The 20,329-nt window shown below is 29.4% G+C and carries 22 protein-coding genes; 15 read left to right on the plus strand and 7 right to left on the minus strand.

Annotation, left to right across the window (positions count from 1 at the left end; all coding sequences use genetic code 11):
• Positions 1-688: 688 nt before the first annotated feature.
• The 3 genes from yyaC to COL3_RS18945 form a co-directional block, all read right to left on the minus strand.
• A complete protein-coding gene (yyaC, locus tag COL3_RS18935) occupies positions 689-1,264 on the minus strand; it encodes a spore protease YyaC (protein ID WP_008419017.1) in 576 nt (191 codons plus the stop codon).
• Positions 1,265-1,372: 108 nt separating this feature from the next.
• Positions 1,373-2,530, minus strand: a complete 1,158-nt coding sequence (locus tag COL3_RS18940; protein WP_008419015.1) for an aminotransferase class V-fold PLP-dependent enzyme — start codon at positions 2,528-2,530, stop codon at positions 1,373-1,375.
• A gap of 9 nt (positions 2,531-2,539) precedes the next feature.
• Positions 2,540-3,187 (minus strand): LysE family transporter, encoded by a 648-nt coding sequence (locus tag COL3_RS18945; protein WP_008419013.1) that lies wholly within the window; start codon positions 3,185-3,187, stop codon positions 2,540-2,542.
• A 166-nt stretch (positions 3,188-3,353) separates the two neighbouring features.
• Between COL3_RS18945 and COL3_RS18950 the strand changes: the two genes are divergently transcribed.
• The 11 genes from COL3_RS18950 to COL3_RS19000 all read left to right on the plus strand — a co-directional run bounded on the left by COL3_RS18950 (position 3,354) and on the right by COL3_RS19000 (position 12,115).
• Complete coding sequence (locus COL3_RS18950; protein ID WP_008419010.1) at positions 3,354-3,596, plus strand: DUF3343 domain-containing protein; 243 nt, start codon at positions 3,354-3,356, stop codon at positions 3,594-3,596.
• A gap of 15 nt (positions 3,597-3,611) precedes the next feature.
• Positions 3,612-4,454 (plus strand): mechanosensitive ion channel family protein, encoded by an 843-nt coding sequence (locus COL3_RS18955; RefSeq protein WP_008419009.1) that lies wholly within the window; start codon positions 3,612-3,614, stop codon positions 4,452-4,454.
• Between the two features lie 42 nt (positions 4,455-4,496).
• Positions 4,497-4,691 (plus strand): DUF951 domain-containing protein, encoded by a 195-nt coding sequence (locus COL3_RS18960; RefSeq protein ID WP_008419006.1) that lies wholly within the window; start codon positions 4,497-4,499, stop codon positions 4,689-4,691.
• A 101-nt stretch (positions 4,692-4,792) separates the two neighbouring features.
• A complete protein-coding gene (rpsF, locus tag COL3_RS18965) occupies positions 4,793-5,080 on the plus strand; it encodes a 30S ribosomal protein S6 (RefSeq protein ID WP_008419004.1) in 288 nt (95 codons plus the stop codon).
• A gap of 13 nt (positions 5,081-5,093) precedes the next feature.
• Positions 5,094-5,540, plus strand: a complete 447-nt coding sequence (locus tag COL3_RS18970; RefSeq protein ID WP_008419003.1) for a single-stranded DNA-binding protein — start codon at positions 5,094-5,096, stop codon at positions 5,538-5,540.
• Between the two features lie 23 nt (positions 5,541-5,563).
• Positions 5,564-5,824: a 30S ribosomal protein S18 gene (gene rpsR / locus COL3_RS18975; RefSeq protein ID WP_008419001.1), complete on the plus strand. Its 261-nt coding sequence runs from the start codon at positions 5,564-5,566 to the stop codon at positions 5,822-5,824.
• A 178-nt stretch (positions 5,825-6,002) separates the two neighbouring features.
• The gene (locus COL3_RS18980) at positions 6,003-6,323 is read left to right on the plus strand and encodes a MazG-like family protein (protein ID WP_008418999.1); all 321 of its coding nucleotides are present in this window, start codon (positions 6,003-6,005) and stop codon (positions 6,321-6,323) included.
• Between the two features lie 21 nt (positions 6,324-6,344).
• Positions 6,345-8,285: a DHH family phosphoesterase gene (locus COL3_RS18985; RefSeq protein WP_008418996.1), complete on the plus strand. Its 1,941-nt coding sequence runs from the start codon at positions 6,345-6,347 to the stop codon at positions 8,283-8,285.
• A 2-nt stretch (positions 8,286-8,287) separates the two neighbouring features.
• The gene (gene rplI / locus COL3_RS18990; RefSeq protein WP_008418994.1) at positions 8,288-8,734 is read left to right on the plus strand and encodes a 50S ribosomal protein L9; all 447 of its coding nucleotides are present in this window, start codon (positions 8,288-8,290) and stop codon (positions 8,732-8,734) included.
• 12 nt (positions 8,735-8,746) lie between these two features.
• Entirely contained in the window at positions 8,747-10,642 is a 1,896-nt protein-coding gene (lonC, locus tag COL3_RS18995; RefSeq protein WP_008418991.1) for a Lon family ATP-dependent protease, read from the plus strand.
• Between the two features lie 135 nt (positions 10,643-10,777).
• Positions 10,778-12,115 carry a replicative DNA helicase gene (locus COL3_RS19000; RefSeq protein ID WP_008418990.1) on the plus strand — a complete coding sequence of 446 codons (1,338 nt, stop codon included), beginning with the start codon at positions 10,778-10,780 and terminating at the stop codon, positions 12,113-12,115.
• A 123-nt stretch (positions 12,116-12,238) separates the two neighbouring features.
• On the opposite strand, the gene COL3_RS19005 is transcribed toward COL3_RS19000, so the two are convergent.
• Positions 12,239-12,577 carry a hypothetical protein gene (locus COL3_RS19005; RefSeq protein ID WP_008418988.1) on the minus strand — a complete coding sequence of 113 codons (339 nt, stop codon included), beginning with the start codon at positions 12,575-12,577 and terminating at the stop codon, positions 12,239-12,241.
• Between the two features lie 145 nt (positions 12,578-12,722).
• Here COL3_RS19005 and proC point away from each other — a divergent pair, with 145 nt between their 5' ends.
• Positions 12,723-13,529 (plus strand): pyrroline-5-carboxylate reductase, encoded by an 807-nt coding sequence (gene proC, locus COL3_RS19010; protein ID WP_008418986.1) that lies wholly within the window; start codon positions 12,723-12,725, stop codon positions 13,527-13,529.
• Positions 13,530-13,757: 228 nt separating this feature from the next.
• Here the strand turns inward: proC and COL3_RS19015 are convergent, their stop codons facing one another.
• Positions 13,758-14,273, minus strand: a complete 516-nt coding sequence (locus COL3_RS19015; RefSeq protein WP_008418984.1) for a hypothetical protein — start codon at positions 14,271-14,273, stop codon at positions 13,758-13,760.
• 372 nt (positions 14,274-14,645) lie between these two features.
• Positions 14,646-15,821 carry a malic enzyme-like NAD(P)-binding protein gene (locus COL3_RS19020; protein ID WP_008418983.1) on the minus strand — a complete coding sequence of 392 codons (1,176 nt, stop codon included), beginning with the start codon at positions 15,819-15,821 and terminating at the stop codon, positions 14,646-14,648.
• 250 nt (positions 15,822-16,071) lie between these two features.
• Here COL3_RS19020 and COL3_RS19025 point away from each other — a divergent pair, with 250 nt between their 5' ends.
• From COL3_RS19025 to COL3_RS19035, 3 genes are all read left to right on the plus strand, one after another.
• Positions 16,072-17,358, plus strand: coding sequence for an adenylosuccinate synthase (locus tag COL3_RS19025; protein WP_008418980.1), 1,287 nt, complete (start codon positions 16,072-16,074; stop codon positions 17,356-17,358).
• Between the two features lie 105 nt (positions 17,359-17,463).
• Positions 17,464-17,646: a DUF1858 domain-containing protein gene (locus tag COL3_RS19030; protein ID WP_008418977.1), complete on the plus strand. Its 183-nt coding sequence runs from the start codon at positions 17,464-17,466 to the stop codon at positions 17,644-17,646.
• A 238-nt stretch (positions 17,647-17,884) separates the two neighbouring features.
• Positions 17,885-18,646 carry an acyl-ACP thioesterase domain-containing protein gene (locus COL3_RS19035; RefSeq protein WP_008418975.1) on the plus strand — a complete coding sequence of 254 codons (762 nt, stop codon included), beginning with the start codon at positions 17,885-17,887 and terminating at the stop codon, positions 18,644-18,646.
• Between the two features lie 70 nt (positions 18,647-18,716).
• Here COL3_RS19035 and COL3_RS19040 read toward each other — a convergent pair whose 3' ends face one another.
• Positions 18,717-19,961 carry an NAD(P)/FAD-dependent oxidoreductase gene (locus tag COL3_RS19040; RefSeq protein WP_008418973.1) on the minus strand — a complete coding sequence of 415 codons (1,245 nt, stop codon included), beginning with the start codon at positions 19,959-19,961 and terminating at the stop codon, positions 18,717-18,719.
• Between the last annotated feature and the right edge of the window lie 368 nt (positions 19,962-20,329).

Genomic DNA, 20,329 nt, shown 5'->3' on the forward strand with positions numbered 1-20,329 from the left:
AAATCATAAGAGTATGAAGATTATACTATAGAATAGCTAATTAATGATGCGGGAAGCTAGTGAAATTAGATAAATGTATTAGAAGAAGACTACGACTTTGTACATGAAAGTAATGGAAGAAGATTGGCGTTAAGCAAAGAGAACTTGTTAAATTAGTAACTAGTATATACAAAGCAGCGGAATAGCCGATACAGGAAGGTCTATTGGAGAATTTTTAAAAGTTATATCTAAGTAATTCCTTAAATAAACAATATCTATAATAACTCGAAATTGTTAGACTAATGCAAATATATCAAATAAAGATTATTATAAAATAATTATCTAAAAATGATGTGAATAAAATATAAAGATTCAACAATAATTAGTTAATTCTAAAAAGTAATTATATATAATTTGCTTTGAATTAGATTGCATTTTATCATTATTAAGAAATATATCTATCTAATTTTTATGTATAAAATTGCCACATAACTTTGAATAAGTTCGTGTAATAATTTATAAAACATTACTATAGTAAGTAAAAATTGTTTCACGTGAAACAATTTTAAAGCAATACAAGACAATAAAAAGCCATTTTTAATTATATATAGTATTAGTAAATAACAAAAACTATGGGAGTATAAATAAGTATATTATTTAAAAAATAGTTATTAACACAAGAAATTTTATTAACAACTATTCACACCATTTACATAGTGTTGTGTTTACAAATACCTTTATTCATGCTCTTTAAAATAAAATAATATATTCCTTTTGAAATCGAATCAGCTAAATTCATCACAGTATTTAATCTTGTGTTTTGTAACACCAAGAAATCAAAATTTCCTGATATATTAACAATGCCAGTTATACTCATTTCTCCAACAGGAGGAAGTTTTTTATTCAGCGCTAAACCTGGAATAAGAGGTTTCTTTTGAATAAATACTTTTCCAATATTATCTAAGGAGCCTAAGCATGAATCAATAGCAATTATATATGGATTTTGGAAAGTTGATTTGATTTCATCTAATATGCTTACTATATTTTTTGCATGAACTGGGTTTTCAAGTGTACCTAAAATAGAGATATTATTTTTTGAAAAATATTTTAATTTATGTCCAACTAAGGGCCCAAGAGAATCACCTGTTGATCTATCACTACCAATACAAAGAAAAATAATTGGTCTGTTTTCTTTAAGTATTGGTTGAAGTTCAACCAATAAGTAATCTTTAATTTTTATATAAGAAGTAAGAGAGCCAGAGTTTACAGAAAAATTCTCACACATGAAAAAACCTCCTTTTATTAGATTTATATCCAACAAAAAAAGGTTTTATTCATGATTTTATAATTAAAAACAATAAAGAAAATTATATATTAAAATATTTAACTCAAATTAAATATTTCTACTAGAAAGAATTTTATTTAAAGTATTAAGAGTATAATCAATTTCTTTCTTTGATGTAAAGTAGCTAATGCTTAATCTAACAGTTCCAGTTGGATGAGTTCCTATACTTTCATGGGCTAATGGAGCACAATGCAAACCAGATCTAGTTTTAATTCCATAACTATCTAACTGGTAACTTAATTCAGAGGGATCTAATGAATTAGCATTTATAGAGAGACATGTTGTTAACATCTTACCAGAAATATCTCCATAAACAGTTATCCCACTAATATTTAGTAATCCTTCAAGTAAATAATTAATTAAGTAATTATTATGATCATATATTTGATCCAAGCCTACATAATTTATATACTTGATTGCTTCACTTAATCCAATGATGCCAGGAAGATTATGAGTTCCAGACTCAAATTTATCTGGTAAAAAGTCAGGCTGTTCTAAGGATGAAGAAATACTTCCGGTGCCACCGTGAAGTAAACTAGAACATGAATCATTAAACTTTGAGTCTAATATAAAACCCCCGATGCCTTGTGGGCCTAATAAACTCTTATGTCCAGTAAAGGCTATTGCATTAGCTTTAATATTCTTCATATTAATATCTAAGACACCTGCACTTTGTGCAGAGTCAACAATAAAAAAAACACCATAATTATTACATATTTGTCCTATACTATATATATCTTGAATTGATCCTGTGACATTTGATGCTTGAGTAATTACGACTAATTTTGTTTTTTCTGTAATTTTGCTTTTTAAATCATTTATATCAATGAAACCTTGGGAATTTGCTTTAAGTATATCTAATTTGATATTTAAAGCTTCTTTACAAAAGTAAAGTGGCCTGATGACAGAATTATGTTCCATTGAGGACGTAATTACATGATCCCCATACTTCAATATACCTTTAATAAGAATGTTTAAAGAAGCAGTAATATTACTGGTAAAGATAACATTGCTAGGGGAGTTAAAACCAAAAAAATTGCAAATGGTTTCTCGAGCATCATATAAGTATCGATTACTTTGAAGTGCATTATTATAATTACCCCTACCTGCATTTCCGCCAACATTAAGCATATAGTTATACATAGCATCTATAACTTGTTTTGGTTTAGGAAATGTAGTTGATGAATTATCTAAGTATACTTCCATCGCTCACCTCTAAAAAATAAATTTATATATTCCCCAAATAATAAATATTATACCCAGTGCAAGGAGAAAATAGTCTAAAATCTTTGATGTATTATTAGTAAAATTAGGATTTAACTTTTTAAAACCTTTACTTACTAATATATTAAGAAAGCAGAACCAGGTTATACTTCCAACAATCATAGATGAAATTGAAAAAAAGAAAAATGTTCTTCCATGATGCCTCCACACATTGAATATTGTACCACTAAGAGCAATCCATAATGATGGAGTGGTTGGATTTAAGAATGTTATCAGAAAGCCGGTTAAAAATCCACTGGAGGCATATTTAGAAAGTGATATATCAAGTTTAGAATTTGAATTTTTTGCTCTTGATGATATTTTATTAGATAATATTAAGACAAATCCAGATACTATCCAAAATAGGCTATGAAACTTAGGATTCTTAGTTAATATGGTAAACAGTCCTAGATTTATGATTATTATATATGTAATATCAGCAGATACTGCACCAAGAGAAACTTTAAAACCTTCTCTAAAACCTTTTGAAATTGAACGGCTAACTGATTCAAGGCCAGAAGGTCCTAAAGGAATAGAGGCAATAAAGCCTGTAGAAAAACCTATTAATATAGCTTTTAATATATTAAATAATGAAATCATCATATTCTCCTTTAATTAGCATTTGTATATAATTATAAAATAAAAAGAATTATTTTTCACTAAATTTAAGAAGTTTTTATTATAAATATATTCTTATCTTTATAAAGTAGAAAAAATATATATAATATTAATTATAACAAAAGAAGTATAGGAAGGCGGTGAAAATATGAATTACTATATTCTAGTATTTAAAAATACGTATGATGCAATGGCAGCTGAGAAGAAATTAAAGGAATTAAATTGTAAATTTAAAATAATGCCTACACCGACATCTATAACAATGAGTTGCGGAATATGTGTAAGAATTGATGAAAAAGAAGAAATGGATAATCTAATGAATAATAACTTAATAGAATATAAAAATGCATATGTTAAAAACAGTGAAGGCTATTTGTTAATTGAAAGATAGAAGGGAGATTTATATTTGCAGTATAATTATTTAGTAAATTTGCAAGAAGATTTTCAGCAATATATAGAAGAAAATATACATCTAGGTTTAATTATAATTAATGTAATAAAAATCATTATAATATTAATTGTTATGTATTTTTTTATAAAGGTTGGAAATCACTTGATAAAAAAGTTTGTTGAAAGACAAATAAAAAGTAACGCTATGCTTTCATTAGATACACAAAGAGCAAAAACACTAGGCGAGGTGTTAAAAAGTGTTTTAAAATATTCAGTTTATTTTATGGGAATAGCGATAATAATATCAATAATATTTGGAGGAATATCATTTACATTTGCAAGTATAGGTGGAATTGCAGTTGGACTTGGAGCTCAGAGCTTAATAAAAGATTTGATTAATGGTTTTTTCATTTTATTTGAAAATCAATTTGGAGTTGGAGATCATGTAACCATAGGAAGCTGTAACGGAATAGTAAAAAGCATAGGTATAAGGACTACTGTAATTAATGATTTTAATGGTGATATTCATTCGATTCCAAATGGTTCGATAACTGGGGTAACTAATCATTCCAGAAACCAAATTAAATTTACAGTTGATGTGAATATTTCCCATGAAGAAAATGTTGTAAAAGTAATTGAAATTATCAAATATGTATGCGATGAGTTTAAAAGTAAAAATGAAGAGTATGTATCTGAGTCTTTAGAAATTACTGGGGTTGTAGCCTTAGGAATTTCAAGTGTTACAATAAGAGTAGTTGGAAAAGCTAAACCTCTTATGCAATGGAAAATGGAGAATGAACTTAGGATGGCAATAAAATTAGAGTTAGATAAGAATAATATAGAAATGCCAACAGTTTAAAACTAGTTTAAGTAATCAAATGTAGAAAAGGGTGATAATAATATGGTAGAAAGTTTTAGTCTAGGAGATATAGTGGAAATGAAAAAACAACATCCATGTGGATCAAATCAGTTTGAAATAATTAGAGTGGGCGCAGATATAAAAATAAAATGTACTGGCTGTGGAAGAATAGTAATGATTCCTAGGGGAAAGTTTAAAAAAGAAGCAAAAAAAATAGTAGTTATTGCAGAAAGTTAAGAAAATTACTTGATTATCATCCAATTAGATGATATAATCATTTATTGTAATCCCTGCTATGCAATGCATAGCCGTTAGTCCGAGGGGAGGAGGTGAAATTAATGAGAAAGTACGAAACTATATTTATATTAAGCCCATCATTCGATGAAGAAACAGTTAAAGCTAACATCGAAAAGTTTAAGGGTGTTATAGAAAATGGTGGAGGAACAGTAGATAACGTTGATTTCTGGGGTAAGAGAAAGCTTGCTTATGAAATTAAAAAAGTTGGTGAAGGTTACTATACTTTAGTTAACTTTACTGCTAATCCTGAATTACCAAGAGAATTAGATAGAATATTCAGAATTACTGATGGTGTTATCAGACATATCATTGTTAGTGAACAAGTATAAGGTGGTGTTGTAATTGAATAAAGTAGTTCTAATTGGAAGATTAACAAAAGATCCAGAACTAAGATTTACTCCAGGAAGTGGAGCAGCAGTAACAACCTTAACATTAGCAGTTGATAAATATAACACAAAAACTGGTCAAAGAGAAGCTGATTTTGTGCCTGTAGTAGTATGGGGCAAACAAGCTGAAAGTACTGCTAATTACATGAGTAAAGGTAGCCAAATGGCTATTAGTGGTAGAATTCAAACCAGAAGTTATGACGCAAAAGATGGTACTAAAAGATATGTAACAGAAGTAGTTGCTACTGAGGTTCAATTTTTAAGTAAGGGAAATGCGTCAGGAAATGCTGGAGCTAGTTTTGGTAACAGCAATGAATATTCGATGCCAATGAATGATGCATTCAATGGTGGAGGTTTTGAAGAGGATATAACTCCAGTTGATGATGGAGATATGCCTTTCTAATTTTTGAGTAAGGAGGGAATAAGATGAGCAGAGAAGAAGGTAACAATAATAGAAGACCAGGCGGTAAAATGAGAAGATCTAGAAAAAAAGTTTGTGCTTTTTGTGTAGATAAAGCTGAATTTATCGACTATAAAGATATAAATAAGCTTAGAAAATATGTTACAGAAAGAGGAAAGATTCTTCCAAGAAGAATTTCTGGAACTTGTGCTAAGCACCAAAGAGAATTAACAGCTTCAATCAAGAGAGCTAGAAACATAGCATTATTACCATTTACAACAGAATAAAGGTAATAATTATAATCCCCCTGAGAAATCAGGGGGTTTTTAATATAGAAAAATATAAGTGATAATCATACGTTGCTACTACATGGAATAATTTAGTAAAAGTTCTAGAAGTCCTTGCAATACTTAAAAAAAAAAATTAAAATAAGAATACAAGGGTTTTGAGAGAGGATGTATGACTATGAAAAAAGATAATTTTAATATAATAACAAACATTAAAATTATAGAAGATTTAAAAGCACAGCTTCTGTGTATAATAGGAGAGTTTTTTAAGCTTTTAACAAAAGGGAATAATATAGCCCGTGATTCAATTTTAGATTGTATTTCAGGTGCTATAAGTATATTGTATATCTTAGGTGAAAAATTAGGGTATTCATTTGTGGATATAGATGATGTTATAAAATCAAAATTAGATTTAGGAATCAGAGCTGAAGATCAAGTTGAAAAAGAAGGTAAAAGCTTAAGTAAATTAAAACGTTATATTACCAACAGAAGAGATTAAATATACCTTAGGAGGCTTTTTATGAATTGGGTAACTATGCTTAAACACTTGCTTAAGCCTGTATTATTTATGACAATTTTAATAATATCATTTAAATATAATTATACAGGAATAGGTATAATCATTCTTATAATTTATTTAATTGATGATTTCTGTCAATTAAATTATTATTGGAAAAAAGAGAATGACCTTAATGAATTTATAAAAAGCATAGACAAGGGGATATCAAATAATGCACTTAAATCTATTTATCCATTAGCATTAATAAAAGAAGATGGGGAACTAGTATGGTGTAATAATCTATTCAAAACTTTAAAACCAAATAGGGAAGATCCGGAAAAAAATATTTTAAGTATAACTAGGGGATTAAATTTAGATAATATATTGAAGCATGAGGAAAATTCGCATCAAAGGTTAAGTATTAATAATAAGCTATACGATGTATACGCAAACTTAGTCAAGACAAAAAGCAAAAAAAATTTATATCTATTATCTTTCAATGACATAACAAAACTTATAGATTATGAAACTACTCAAGAAAGCGTAATGTTAATAGAAGTAGATAATTTTACAGAAGTATTAGATAAAACTGATGAAAATAATAGGCCTCTTCTAGTTGCAGAAATAGAAAGAACAATAAATGCTTATGCGAATAATCTGAAGGCAATGATTAAAAAATATGATACTAATAAATATGTATTATCAATTCAAGATAAGTATATTGATGATGAAATAAAGCAAAAATTCAATATAATAGAAGTAATTTCAAAAATTGATAAAGGTAATTCCATTGAAACGACGTTAAGTATAGGCGTTGGAAAAGGTGGAATGTCTCCATTAGAAAATTATAATAACGCTAGTATAGCTAAAGAATTAGCTTTAGGTAGAGGCGGAGATCAAGTTGTTGTTAAAACTAATAGCGATATAAAATTTTTTGGTGGAAATACGAAAGAGATTGAAAAAAGAACTAAGGTAAAAGCACGTGTCATAGCTAGAGCTTTAAGCGAATTAATTTATGAGAGTAGCAAGGTATATATAATGGGACATAAGAATCCAGATATGGATTGTTTTGGATCAGCAGTGGGGTTAGCAAGTGTTGTTAAACAGCTTGGTAGAAATTGTAGTATTATATTAGGCAATGATAATAATGCAATTGATTATTTTTTGAATAAGTTAAACAAAGAATCAAAGTATGACGATTTATTTATATCTATAGAAGAAGCAAAAAATGAGTTAGATAGCCAAACATTAGTTATAATTGTAGATGTTCATAATAAAAGTTACATTGCTGATTTAACACTTGTGGAAAAAGCGCAGACAAAAGTCATAATAGATCACCATAGAAGAAGCCCAGATATGATAGAGCATGATATATTAAATTATATAGAAGTATATGCATCCTCTACATCTGAAATGGTTACAGAGATTATTCAGTATATGGTTGATAAGCCAAATTTAACAAGAAAAGAAGCAGAAGGATTGCTTGCGGGAATTTTTATGGATACCAAAGGGTTTTCATTCAAAACGGGTGTTAGAACATTTGATGCTGCATCATTTTTGAAATCTTTGGGTGCAGATCCAATTGAAATAAAAAAAATGTTTACCGATGATTTAGATGATTATTTACTTATTGCAGAAACAATAAAATCAGCAGAAGTAAATGATTGTACTGCAATAGCAATAACGCCTAAAAATATAGATACAGTGATTATAGCAAAAGCTGCTGATGAATTACTAAATATATCAGGAATTTCTGTAAGTTTTGTCTTAGGGGAAATAAATAGTGATATATATATTAGTGGAAGATCTGTAGGTGATATCAATGTTCAGGTTGTTTTAGAATCATTAGGCGGAGGAGGACATATGAATATTGCAGGAGTTAAAATATCAAATAAGACAATGGCAGAAGCTGTTGATGAATTAAAGGAAGCAATGAAAAAATACTTAAGGATAGGTGAATAAATATGAAGGTTATTTTATTACAAGATGTTAAAAAAATAGGCAAAAAAGGTGATGTTATTGAAGCGTCTGATGGATATGCAAGAAACTTTTTATTTCCCAAGAAATTAGCTCAGGAAGCTAGTGCTTCAAATATGCATATTTTAAACAATAAAAAAGAAAATGAAAGAAAACAAAAATTAGCTGAACTTGAGGCAGCACAAAAATTAGCTGGGGAATTAAAAGGAAAGGAAATAACAATAAAAGCTAAGACAGGTGAAAATGGTAAGTTGTTTGGAGCTATTACAAGTAAAGATGTAGCAGAATTAATTAAAGAACAACATAAAGTTGAGATAGATAAAAAGAAAATTGTTATGGATACAATAAAATTGGCAGGTGGATATGAAATAGAAGTAAAGTTATATCCAGAAGTTAGCACTAAAATGAAGGTGATTATTGTTCCACAGGAATAAGGAGGATTAATTTTGAATTTATATGATGACTCAAGCTTATTACAGGATATTATATCAGGAACTTTATCATTAGATTCACAAATTGAAGCGCTAATTTCTATAACTAAAAATATTCTCGATAAAGGTGCGTTTAGAGCTAGAACAGTTAGATTTAAATTAGATAAATATATACAGTCATCAAATCCTTGTGATAGAGTTTTTGCGATAAATACCATCCTAGCTGAAGGCAAGGATTTAAAATCAGCACCTAAAAAAGAGGAATTACAACAAGCTATAGATAAAACTGTTAGATTAATTTCAAATGAGCTGGCAAAGAGATATGTTCAAAATAAAATTGAGTCTCAAGTTGAGCAATCAATTATGGAGAAGCAAGAGAAGTACATAGATGAAGTTAGACTTTCAGTAATAAATAAACAAAAAGGCGCTGAAAACAAGAAAACTATAAGTAAATTAAATAATTTAATAGAATTGGATAGCAGGACAACTAGTAAGAATATTATGAGTTTTCTTAGACCTACAAATTTTAGTCAGGTGGTCGGACAAGAGAGAGCAATTAAGTCTTTAATTTCAAAACTTTCATCTCCATATCCACAACATATAATATTATATGGACCACCTGGAGTAGGAAAAACTACAGCTGCACGACTTGCACTAAATGAAGTCAAGAAGCTTTCATTTACTCCATTTGATGATAATTCTAACTTTGTTGAAGTTGATGGTACTACATTAAGATGGGATCCTAGAGAAATTACGAATCCTTTGTTAGGGTCAGTACATGATCCTATATATCAAGGAAGTAAAAGAGATTTGGCTGAAGTTGGAATACCAGAACCTAAGCCAGGATTGGTTACGCAGGCACATGGTGGAGTATTATTTATAGATGAGATAGGTGAGTTGGACTCTATGCTTCAAAATAAACTTTTGAAAGTTTTAGAAGATAAGAGAGTTGAATTTTCATCATCATATTATGATCCAGATGATGAAATGATTCCTAAATATATTAAATATCTTTTTGATAATGGTGCACCAGCAGACTTCGTTTTAATTGGAGCAACAACCAAAAGCCCTAGTGATATAAACCCAGCCCTAAGGTCAAGGTGCACAGAAGTATATTTTGAGCCACTTTCTTCAAAAGATATTATGCTTATAGTAGAAGATGCTGCCAGAAAACTTAATGTTAGATTGGAAAAAGGTGTCTCTCAAAAAATAAGTAATTATACTTTTGAAGGTAGAAAAGCTGTCAATATATTAACTGATACATATGGATATGCATTACACAGAAGTAAACAATTTATAGATGATTTAGAAATAAAATTATCAGATTTAGATGAAGTAATATCAATTGGGAGATATGTTCCATTTGAAAGGTTAGCAAGTACAAATAAAAGTGAGGTAGGGCATGTTTATGGATTAGGTGTAAGTGGATTTTTAGGCTCTACAATTGAAATTGAGGCGGCTGTTTTCCCTTCAAAGAAAAAGGGAGCAGGTATAGTTAGGTTTAATGATACAGCTGGAACCATGGCTAAGGATTCTGTGTTTAATGCTGCTTCAGTTATTAGGAGCTTAACAGATAAAGACATTAAAGATTACGATATTCATGTTAATGTTGTTGGTGGAGGAAAAATTGATGGACCTTCAGCAGGAGCAGCAATTACAATATGTATAATAAGTTCATTATTAAATAAGCCTATAAGGCAAGATATAGCTATTACAGGAGAAATATCTCTTCAAGGAAAAGTTAAACCAGTAGGAGGAATCTTTGAAAAAATATATGGTGCTAGAAGAATGGGTATAAAACTAGTCCTAGTTCCAAAAGACAACGAAAAAGAAATTCCTTTAAATATTGAAGATATAGAAGTTAAAGCTATAGCTTCCATAGCAGAGATTATGGATATCGCTTTTAGTTAATTTAATAAGAAAGTCTCTTAATAAATACGGGAGACTTTTTTTTATGACTAAGAAATGATAAAATTATTATGGTAATCGTACAAATGATAAAGTGTAAAATAATTGTCAATAGATAATTAGATAGGAGGAAAAAGCTTGGATGCATCAGTTATGAGGAGTTTGCCTCAAAGCATAGAAGCGGAACAATCAGTTTTGGGATCTATGATCATAGATAAAAATGCTATTGCTAAAGTATTAGAGAGTTTAGAGGAAGAGGATTTTTATAGAGATGGTCATAAGGTAATATATAGAACTATACTAGAGATGTTTAGAAACGATATAGCAGTGGATTTATTAACTTTATTAGAATATCTAAAGAGTACTGATATGCTTGAAAGAGCTGGAGGGGTAACATATATAACAGAATTAAGTTCTTCTGTGCCAACCACTGCAAATTTAGGTGCATACATAAAAATAGTTTCTGATAAATCTACATTGAGAAAACTTATTAAATCATCTACAACTATTATCGAGGAGAGTTACAATAACCAAAGCAATGTTGAGGATGTTGTAGATAGTGCTGAAAAAAAGATATTTAATATAGCAGAGAAAAGAACATCAAAAGATTTTGAACCACTAAGCGATGTATTAGAAAGAGGATTCGCTCAAATAGAAAAACTTTTTAATAATAAAGGGACTATCACTGGAGTTGGGTCTGGATTCACTGATTTAGATGCAAAAACTTCTGGATTTCAAAGTGGTGATATGATACTAATTGCAGCTAGACCATCTATGGGTAAAACTACATTTGCGTTAAATATAGTAGAACATGTTGCACTAAGAGAGCATAAAAGTGTTGTAGTATTTTCTCTGGAAATGTCTAAAGAACAATTAGCTTATAAATTGCTTTGTTCAGAAGCTAATGTAGATATGTTAAGACTTAGGACAGGAACATTAGAGGATAAAGATTGGGAAAATATTGCTATGGCAGCAGGACCTCTTTCAAAAGCAAAGATTTATATAGATGATACTGCTGGTGTTACTGTAATGGAAATGAGGTCAAAATGTAGAAGACTTAAAATGGAATATGGAATAGATTTAATTGTTATAGACTACTTACAACTTATGTCTGGAGGATCAGGGAGTGATAATAGACAACAAGAAGTATCTGAGATATCCAGATCAATTAAAGCATTAGCAAAAGAGATGGAATGTCCAGTAATAGCATTATCTCAGTTATCTCGTGCTCCTGAACAAAGAGCAGATCACAGACCAATGCTTTCTGATTTAAGAGAATCAGGTTCAATAGAGCAGGATGCGGATATAGTTATGTTCTTGTATAGAGATGAGTATTACAATAAGGAAACTGAGGATAAAAATATTGGCGAATGCATAATGGCTAAACAAAGAAATGGTCCAGTTGGAACAGTTAAACTTGCTTGGCTTGGACAATATAGTAAATTTGGGAACTTGGATGTAATTCATAAAGAATAAAAATTAAATAAATTTGAAAAACTAAAAAAGATATAAGAAATCATATTTATAATGATTTCTTATATCTTTGAATATACTTAATAAAATTATGATTTTAAAAATTCTATGTAAGCACTAAATTTGCTAAGTGGCCTTTGGAATTATTAAATTTATGCTATTTCTATGTTCATGGAGAAGAATATTATTCAAGTCGATTTTTAATAGATAGAAAATCCTTTCAAATAGGAGCTGTCTAAAATCATTATTAAGAACAAATTTTAAGATTAAAAAATTATTTTTATATGATATTTCTAATATATGTTTGTCATCATAAAATGAGTTTATATTTATGTAGTAAAAGTCTGGACTTTCTTCAATATCACATGTAGGAAGTTGTTCTTTTGGCTCAGTATATAAAACAGAATTAATAAAATCCTCTGGGCTGAATAAAGAATTATTATATACTAAAGAATTATCTTTCATATATATTCCTCCCTTCATATTTAATTATAGTTTGTGAGTTTTTGATACAAGCTATCCTATGAGTGTGGTGGTTTATAATTAAGATATTCATATAAAATGATAAAATTTGAATTAATAACAAAAAAATTTTAATGGGGGCTATGATATGAATAAAAAGGTTGGTTTTATTGGTTGTGGTAATATGGGGAGTGCAATGGTCGGAGGTCTTATTAAATCAGGATTTTTAAAAGCTGATGATATAATAGTATCAACTAAAACAGAAGCATCTTCAAAGAGACTAAAAGAACAGTTTGAAGTTGAGACAACTTTAGATAGCGCTACTGTTGCAAAAGAATCTGATGTTATTATTTTAGCTATTAAACCTTTTATGTTTAAACAAATAATAAATGAAATTAGATCCGAGTTAATAGAAGATAAATTAATTATTACTATAGCTGCAGGAATTACAATTAGCAATATGGAAGAATGGATTAGTAATGATGCTAAAATAATTAGAACGATGCCAAATACACCAGCACTTGTAGGGCAAGCGATGTCAGCAGTATGCCCTAATAAAAATGTAACTAAAGATGAGTTGGAATATTGCTTTAAGATTTTTGAAAGTTTTGGAGAGTGCGTTCAACTAGAGGAAAAAGATTTTCACGCATTTACTGCACTATGCGGATCATCACCTGCATATGTGTTTATGTTTATAGAGGCTATGGCAGATGCAGCAGTGAAATTAGGAATACCTAGAGCCAAAGCTTACAAAATGGCAGCTCAGAGCGTTTTTGGATCATCAAAAATGGTTTTAGAAACAGGAAAACATCCAGGAGAATTAAAGGATGCGGTTTGTTCGCCTGCTGGCACTACTATAGAAGCAGTAGTCGAGTTAGAAAAGTTAGGGTTTAGAAATAGTGTCATACAGGCTATAGACAAATGTGCTGAGAAATCAAAAAATATGCACCAATAGAAAAGTGCGAAGCACAATTAAGAACATTTCACAATTAAAAAAAGCGCGTATGCACAACCAAGAAACTAAAATAAAGAAGGTGCGAAGCAAAATTAAAAAAGTGCGCATGTACAACTGAAAATTTAATTTAAAAATCTAAAATAATAAACAAAATATTGAGATGGATTAATATAGTATAATAGTAATCTATCTCAATATTTTTATGTTTTTTAATCTATAAAATTCATATTAATTGGAAAGATCAAAAGATTTAGATATATTGTAGTAAAACTCAAGATCTTCCTGAGTGTTAAAAAAGCACGGAAATTTTAAATCATAATTTCCCCAGACAGTAATGGGTTTATAAGTAAAATAAAAAGTAACGAAAAATATTTCTCGAGTATTTAGACGAACTAAGAAAGGTATAAGTTCCTTATGAACAAGCTTAAAAAATACGCTAGTTTGTGTATCAAAATTTAAATGAGATTTCAATATATCCGTATCTTCATCTGGAACTAAATCGAAAAGTTTTTTCTTATCTTCATCTGAAATCTTATTTATGTAGAAATCTACATAAGCATTGTAATTATTTATTTTAAAAATATATTCTATAAATTTAATAATTTTGCTTTCACCGTTTTCAATATTACTTGCTGTAAGAGTAAAATTTTTAAATGAATCGAATCCTTCTAGTATATTATTAAATCTTATAGTAACTTCAGTTTTAAAAGTATCGTCATCTATAGGTATTAATAGCTTACTCATATAATTCACTCCTATATGGTTGATATTAATTTTATATTAACTAAATGCTTTAGTATTGTCTAGGATTAAGTATATTTGTGGAGAATATATACTTATCAACATAATATTTTAAAATGTTTTGTGTGGATAAGATTAATAATAATATAATGTGGATAATTATATGATATTTATTCTGTGGATAAATTTAAAATATAAATTTGTGAATAATTTTTACGAAATGAAGCTGTGGGTAAAATTAATCTTATGATTATTATCAGATAAAAATTCAACTAAGAAAATAATATAAATAATAAAACCTACAATTGAATTAAAATTTCAATATGCAGGTTATTTATTAATATAATCTATTTAAAATTAAGATTTTTAGGAATATTAAATACTTGCAACACCACTTTTTATAGCAGCTTCTTTAACAGCTTCTGCAACTAAAGCTTGTACACTTAAGTCAAATGCTTTTGGAATTATGTTATCGGGATTTAGATCGTTGGCAGATATAGCATTTGCAATGGCATAAGCCGCGGCTACTTTCATTTCCTCATTAATTTCAGTAGCTCTAACATCTAGTGCACCCCTAAATACTCCTGGGAAGGCTAATACATTGTTTATTTGGTTTGGATAATCTGAACGGCCGGTACCCATTACTGCAATTCCAGCCTCTTTTGCATCCTCAGGGAAAATTTCTGGTGTTGGATTTGCCATGGCAAATATTATTCCGTCTTTATTCATAGTTTTAACCATATCTTTAGAAACTATATTTGGAGCGGAAACACCAATAAATACATCTGCATTTTTTATAACGTCTTTAAGTGTACCTGCTTCATTATTTGGATTAGTTATATTAGCTAATTCTTGCATATAAATATTATGGCTAAGATCTTTATCTCTGCTTATTACACCATCTATGTCACACATCACTATATTTTTAACTCCTGAAGAAAGCAATAACTTACATATAGCAGTTCCAGCAGAACCAGCGCCATTAATAACTACTTTTATATCTTCTAGCTTTTTATTCACTATTTTCAAAGCATTTACTAACCCGGCTAAAACAACTATTGCTGTCCCATGTTGATCATCATGGAATACTGGGATATTTAATTTTTCTTTTAATTTTTTTTCGACCTCAAAACATCTAGGAGCTGAGATATCTTCTAAGTTTATTCCGCCAAGAGTTGGAGCAATATTTACAACTGTATTAACTATTTCATCCACATTTTTAGTATCTAAAACTATAGGGAATGCATCTACATTACCAAATTCTTTAAATAAAATACTCTTACCTTCCATAACGGGCAAAGAAGCAAGTGGCCCAATATCTCCAAGCCCCAAAACTGCAGTACCATCAGAAATTACAGCAACTGTATTCCATTTACGAGTATAAGTGTAAGCCTTTGATGGATCTTTATGTATTTCGCGGCAAGGTTCAGCTACTCCAGGTGTATATGCAAGACTTAAGTCTTTAGCAGTTTTTACCTCACAAGTAGGTTTGATTTCATATTTACCTTTTTTTTCTTCGTGAAATTTTAAAGCTTCTTCATAAATATTCATTAAAAACACTCCTTAACATGTTACATATATTTAAATTCACTAAAATATAAGCTTAATAATAACAATATAAAACAATTATACGAATTATTTATAAAAAAAGCAAAAAAATATTCGATATATAGTTGACCATGGAAAAGTACTTTGCTACTATTTAAAGGGAGAGATTAAAGTAATTTAATGTAACTCCAAATTAATAATTAGAATTGAAGCTAAATGTGCAGGCTTATTTATATTAAGGGAGGCAAGATAAATGTCAGCATTTATTGTTTTAGGAGCGCAATGGGGAGATGAAGGAAAGGGAAAGATGACAGATTACTTAGCAGAAGAGGCTAATGTAGTTGTTAGATTTCAAGGTGGAAATAATGCTGGTCACACTGTAATGGTTGGCGATAAAGAATACAAGTTGCACTTAATACCATCAGGAATTTTATATGATGACAAATTAAATGTTATAGGAAACGGAGTAGTTGTTGATCCAAAGGCTCTATTTGAAGAAATAGATTACTTAGAAGGTGTTGGTGTTAAAGTTACACCTGAAAAGTTAATCGTAAGTGACAGAGCTCAACTTATCATGCCATATCATAAAATATTAGATCAATTAAAAGAAAAAGCTAGAGGTAAAAATGATATAGGTACTACAGGTAAAGGAATAGGACCTTGTTATACAGATAAATTTGAAAGATGTGGAATTAGAGTTTGTGATTTAATGCACGAAGATGTTTTCACAGAAAAATTGAAAGAAAATGTCGAAATGAAAAATGCCTATATTACAAAAGTATTAGGCGGAGAAGCATTAAATTTTGATGAAATATTAAAAGAATATCTAGATATTGCTAAGAAATTAAGACCATTTGTTCAGGATACATCTGTTAGAGTATACAATGAAATAAAAGCAGATAAAACTGTTTTATTTGAAGGAGCTCAAGGTATGTTACTAGATATTGATTATGGTACATATCCATATGTAACTTCTTCTAATACAACTGCTGGGGGAGTATCTAGCGGTGCAGGTATTGGACCGAATATGATTACTAATTCAGTTGGTATAACAAAAGCTTATACTACAAGAGTTGGTAAAGGACCATTTCCAACAGAATTACTTGATGAAACTGGAGATTGGATAAGGGAAAAAGGACATGAATATGGTGTAACTACAGGGAGATCAAGAAGATGTGGTTGGTTAGACTTAGTTATAGTTAAAACTGCAGCAAGGGTTAGTGGATTAACTTCATTAGCTGTTACAAAAATTGATACATTAGCTGGGTTAGAAAAAATTAAGGTATGCGTTGGATACAAGTTTAATGACACAGTAATTGATTATTTTCCAGCAAGTCTAGAAGATTTAGCTAAATGTGAGCCAATATATGAAGAATTTGATGGTTGGGATGATAGTGTAGCTGATGTTAGAAGTTATGATGAACTGCCTGAAAATGTTAAGAAATATTTAGCTAGAATTTCAGAGTTTACTGATACTAAGATTTCAATAGTTGGAGTTGGTCCAAAGAGAGATCAAACAATGAGAATAGATAGTATATAGTCTATTGTTTAGTATTATACTCGGGTATTGACTTTATGTTTTGTATAAAATATAATTTTATTGTAGACAATAATTACATAAAGTTATATTAAAGAAGGTGAAAGTATGATAACTAAAGATATGACAATTGGTGAAGTAGTTAGTTCAGATCCATCTAAAGCTCAAGTTTTAATGAGTTTTGGAATGGGATGTGTTGGATGTCCATCAGCTCAAGCTGAAACTATAGCTGAAGCAGCAACAGTTCACGGATTAAACTTAGACGATTTATTGGAAGCATTAAATAGATAATAATATTATTTATTAGGGGATTTTCTTTTTAGAAAGTCCCTTTTTTGTTAAAGAAGTATTGTAACTCATAATCAATTAAAGAATATTTATAGAATATAAATATACAAATTAACTGCCGTAAAATGTTATTATAATAGTATATAGTATAAGGGGGGGAGAAAAATTGTAAATATAGAAATAGTGATTAAATTAATTTATAAAAATAATCGCTAATTTTATTATTTTACAATTAATAAATATGAGTAAAGGCTTTACAAAAAAATATGAAATACATTATTATGAGGTAAATTCTCAATTAAGATGTAAGTTATCATCAATAATTGATTTTATTTGCGATGTTGGAACTCAGCAATCAGAATATCTTGGTGGAGGAATTGAGTATTGCACAAAAAATAATTGTGCGTGGGTATTTTACAAGTATGATATTAAAATGTACAGATATCCAATGTTTGGTGAAAACATAAGCGTCACAACTCAGCCAGTAGGTTTTAAAAAATTCTATGGGTTGAGAAAATATTTTATCATGGATGAAGAAAATAATCTTATTGGAGAGGCTTTAGCACTATTTTTCCTAATTGATATAGAGAAGAGAAGGCCTATGAGAATACAAAAGGAACAGTATGATATTTACGGTGTAGATGGTGATGTAGATTATGATATAAGTATGGATAAAGTGGAAAGAGTTGATGAGGAGCAGTATATAAAGGAATTTAATATTAGATATAGTGATATTGACTCAAATAATCATGTTAATAATGTCAAATATGTTGAATGGGCAATTGAAGCTGTACCACTTGATGTTGTTAATAATTATGTTCTTAGAAGAATTAAAGTAACCTTTGAGAAAGAAACTAAATACGGGGATACAATATCATCAGTTGCTACTGTAAGGGAGTCTGATGAAAAAAAATTAAAATCATATCATACTATAAGAAATGGTGAAGGAACTTTGGTTACATTATTAGAAGCAGATTGGGAGAAATTGAAGAATCAATTATAATAAAAAGGACAGTCACAAACTTAAAATTAATTATATTTTGTGACTGTTTTTACATTGTCTAGGTTAATATTTACCTATTAGCTACGGATTTTGCAGCTAAGTATCCAGAACTCCATGCCCATTGAAGATTAAAACCGCCACAGTCCCCGTGGACATCTAAAATTTCTCCACAAAAATAAAGATTTTTAACTAGCTTAGATTCTAAGGTTAGATTGTTTACCTCATGAGTATTAACTCCACCAACAGTAACTTGAGCATTTGAAAAACCATTAGTATCTATACAAGTAAAATCCCATTTTTTAAGTTTACCAATTAGGGCATTAATGTGTTTCCAATCAATATTACTACAGGGCATATGTATGTCTTTAATTCCAACATCTTTTAAAAGTGTAGGAATTAATTTTTTATTTATAACTCCAATTAATGCAGAAGACACGTCCCTATAACTAAATAAAGAGAAATGTGTCGATAAGAAATTTTGTACATCTTCTTCGCTTTCATATGGGAACAAATCGAGCCTTATATTTACCTTTGAATTATTATGAAGGGCTTTAGAAGCATAATATGATAACTGCATTATAGGAGGACCTGAAATACCATAGTCGGTAAATAATATTTCGCCAGTATCTGTTCTTACGGTTTCATTATCAATCAAAATTGAAGCAGATCCATCAAATTTAATCCCAGATAGAGCTTTTAGGTAAGGATAATCTAGTTTTAATTGAACAATGCCAGGAAGAGTATCTATAATGCTATGACCTAAAGATTTACATAGTTTATATGAAGAACCATCAGATCCAGTCTTAGCAGCAGATTTACCACCACAACTTAAAATAAGTTTGCTACAGGAAAAATTTTTATATTCATCGTTATTGCTAGATAAAATAAAATTATTTTTTTTGTTTATAGAATTAATTTTACAATTTGTATATAAAGGAATTTTTCTATCATCTAACGCCATTCTAAATATATCTATTACAGAAGAGGCTTGAAGAGATTTTGGGTACATTTTACCATTTTCTAATTCAATTAAAGGTAAACCAAGGGAGAAAAACATGTTTTCAGTATCTTTTACTGTAAATCGATTTAATGCTTCTTGAAAAAAGGTATTATTTTCACTATGAAAGCAACTGTACGGATAAGAGATTTTTGTATTAGAAATATTGCATCGTCCATTTCCGGTAACAAGAATTTTCTTTCCAATTCTATCATTTCCTTCTACAATGGCTACGTCAATCCCAAAATCTTTTGCCACAATAGCGGCCATCAATCCAGATGCCCCGCCACCAACAACAATTAAATCATGATAAATCATTTCTCAGTCACTCCTCACTTTAGTAATAAATAGATTTTATCATAGTAGTTATCATGTTAAAAGAATCAATAATGAAAGTTAATTATTAATCAGTTTCTTTAATTTTATTATTAACAAAAAAATCAGTTAAAATAGCTCTTAGGTATTGAACAATGGTTATAAAAATTAATTAATTGCGTAAAAAATAAAAAAAATGAAAAAATGTGTTGACACACAATCTAATTTTAGGTATTATAGTCTATGTGGTCAGCAGCTTGAATAACTCAAGGACACTTAGTTAAGACATTTAAGCAAAAGACAATACAGTAGCATGGCTCCTTGGTCAAGCGGTTAAGACACCACCCTTTCACGGTGGTAACAGGGGTTCG

The sequence above is a fragment of the Clostridium sp. LS genome (genome assembly GCF_002760435.1).
Lineage (GTDB): Bacteria > Bacillota > Clostridia > Clostridiales > Clostridiaceae > Clostridium.

Bases quoted from the DNA above. Each gene is read 5' to 3' on its own strand.
- yyaC (WP_008419017.1), bottom strand. From the start codon at position 1,264: ATGTGTGAGAATTTTTCTGTAAACTCTGGCTCTCTTACTTCTTATATA.
- COL3_RS18940 (WP_008419015.1), bottom strand. From the start codon at position 2,530: ATGGAAGTATACTTAGATAATTCATCAACTACATTTCCTAAACCAAAA.
- COL3_RS18945 (WP_008419013.1), bottom strand. From the start codon at position 3,187: ATGATTTCATTATTTAATATATTAAAAGCTATATTAATAGGTTTTTCT.
- COL3_RS18950 (WP_008419010.1), top strand. From the start codon at position 3,354: ATGAATTACTATATTCTAGTATTTAAAAATACGTATGATGCAATGGCA.
- COL3_RS18960 (WP_008419006.1), top strand. From the start codon at position 4,497: ATGGTAGAAAGTTTTAGTCTAGGAGATATAGTGGAAATGAAAAAACAA.
- rpsF (WP_008419004.1), top strand. From the start codon at position 4,793: ATGAGAAAGTACGAAACTATATTTATATTAAGCCCATCATTCGATGAA.
- rpsR (WP_008419001.1), top strand. From the start codon at position 5,564: ATGAGCAGAGAAGAAGGTAACAATAATAGAAGACCAGGCGGTAAAATG.
- COL3_RS18980 (WP_008418999.1), top strand. From the start codon at position 6,003: ATGAAAAAAGATAATTTTAATATAATAACAAACATTAAAATTATAGAA.
- COL3_RS18985 (WP_008418996.1), top strand. From the start codon at position 6,345: ATGAATTGGGTAACTATGCTTAAACACTTGCTTAAGCCTGTATTATTT.
- rplI (WP_008418994.1), top strand. From the start codon at position 8,288: ATGAAGGTTATTTTATTACAAGATGTTAAAAAAATAGGCAAAAAAGGT.
- COL3_RS19005 (WP_008418988.1), bottom strand. From the start codon at position 12,577: ATGAAAGATAATTCTTTAGTATATAATAATTCTTTATTCAGCCCAGAG.
- proC (WP_008418986.1), top strand. From the start codon at position 12,723: ATGAATAAAAAGGTTGGTTTTATTGGTTGTGGTAATATGGGGAGTGCA.
- COL3_RS19015 (WP_008418984.1), bottom strand. From the start codon at position 14,273: ATGAGTAAGCTATTAATACCTATAGATGACGATACTTTTAAAACTGAA.
- COL3_RS19020 (WP_008418983.1), bottom strand. From the start codon at position 15,821: ATGAATATTTATGAAGAAGCTTTAAAATTTCACGAAGAAAAAAAAGGT.
- COL3_RS19025 (WP_008418980.1), top strand. From the start codon at position 16,072: ATGTCAGCATTTATTGTTTTAGGAGCGCAATGGGGAGATGAAGGAAAG.
- COL3_RS19030 (WP_008418977.1), top strand. From the start codon at position 17,464: ATGATAACTAAAGATATGACAATTGGTGAAGTAGTTAGTTCAGATCCA.
- COL3_RS19035 (WP_008418975.1), top strand. From the start codon at position 17,885: ATGAGTAAAGGCTTTACAAAAAAATATGAAATACATTATTATGAGGTA.
- COL3_RS19040 (WP_008418973.1), bottom strand. From the start codon at position 19,961: ATGATTTATCATGATTTAATTGTTGTTGGTGGCGGGGCATCTGGATTG.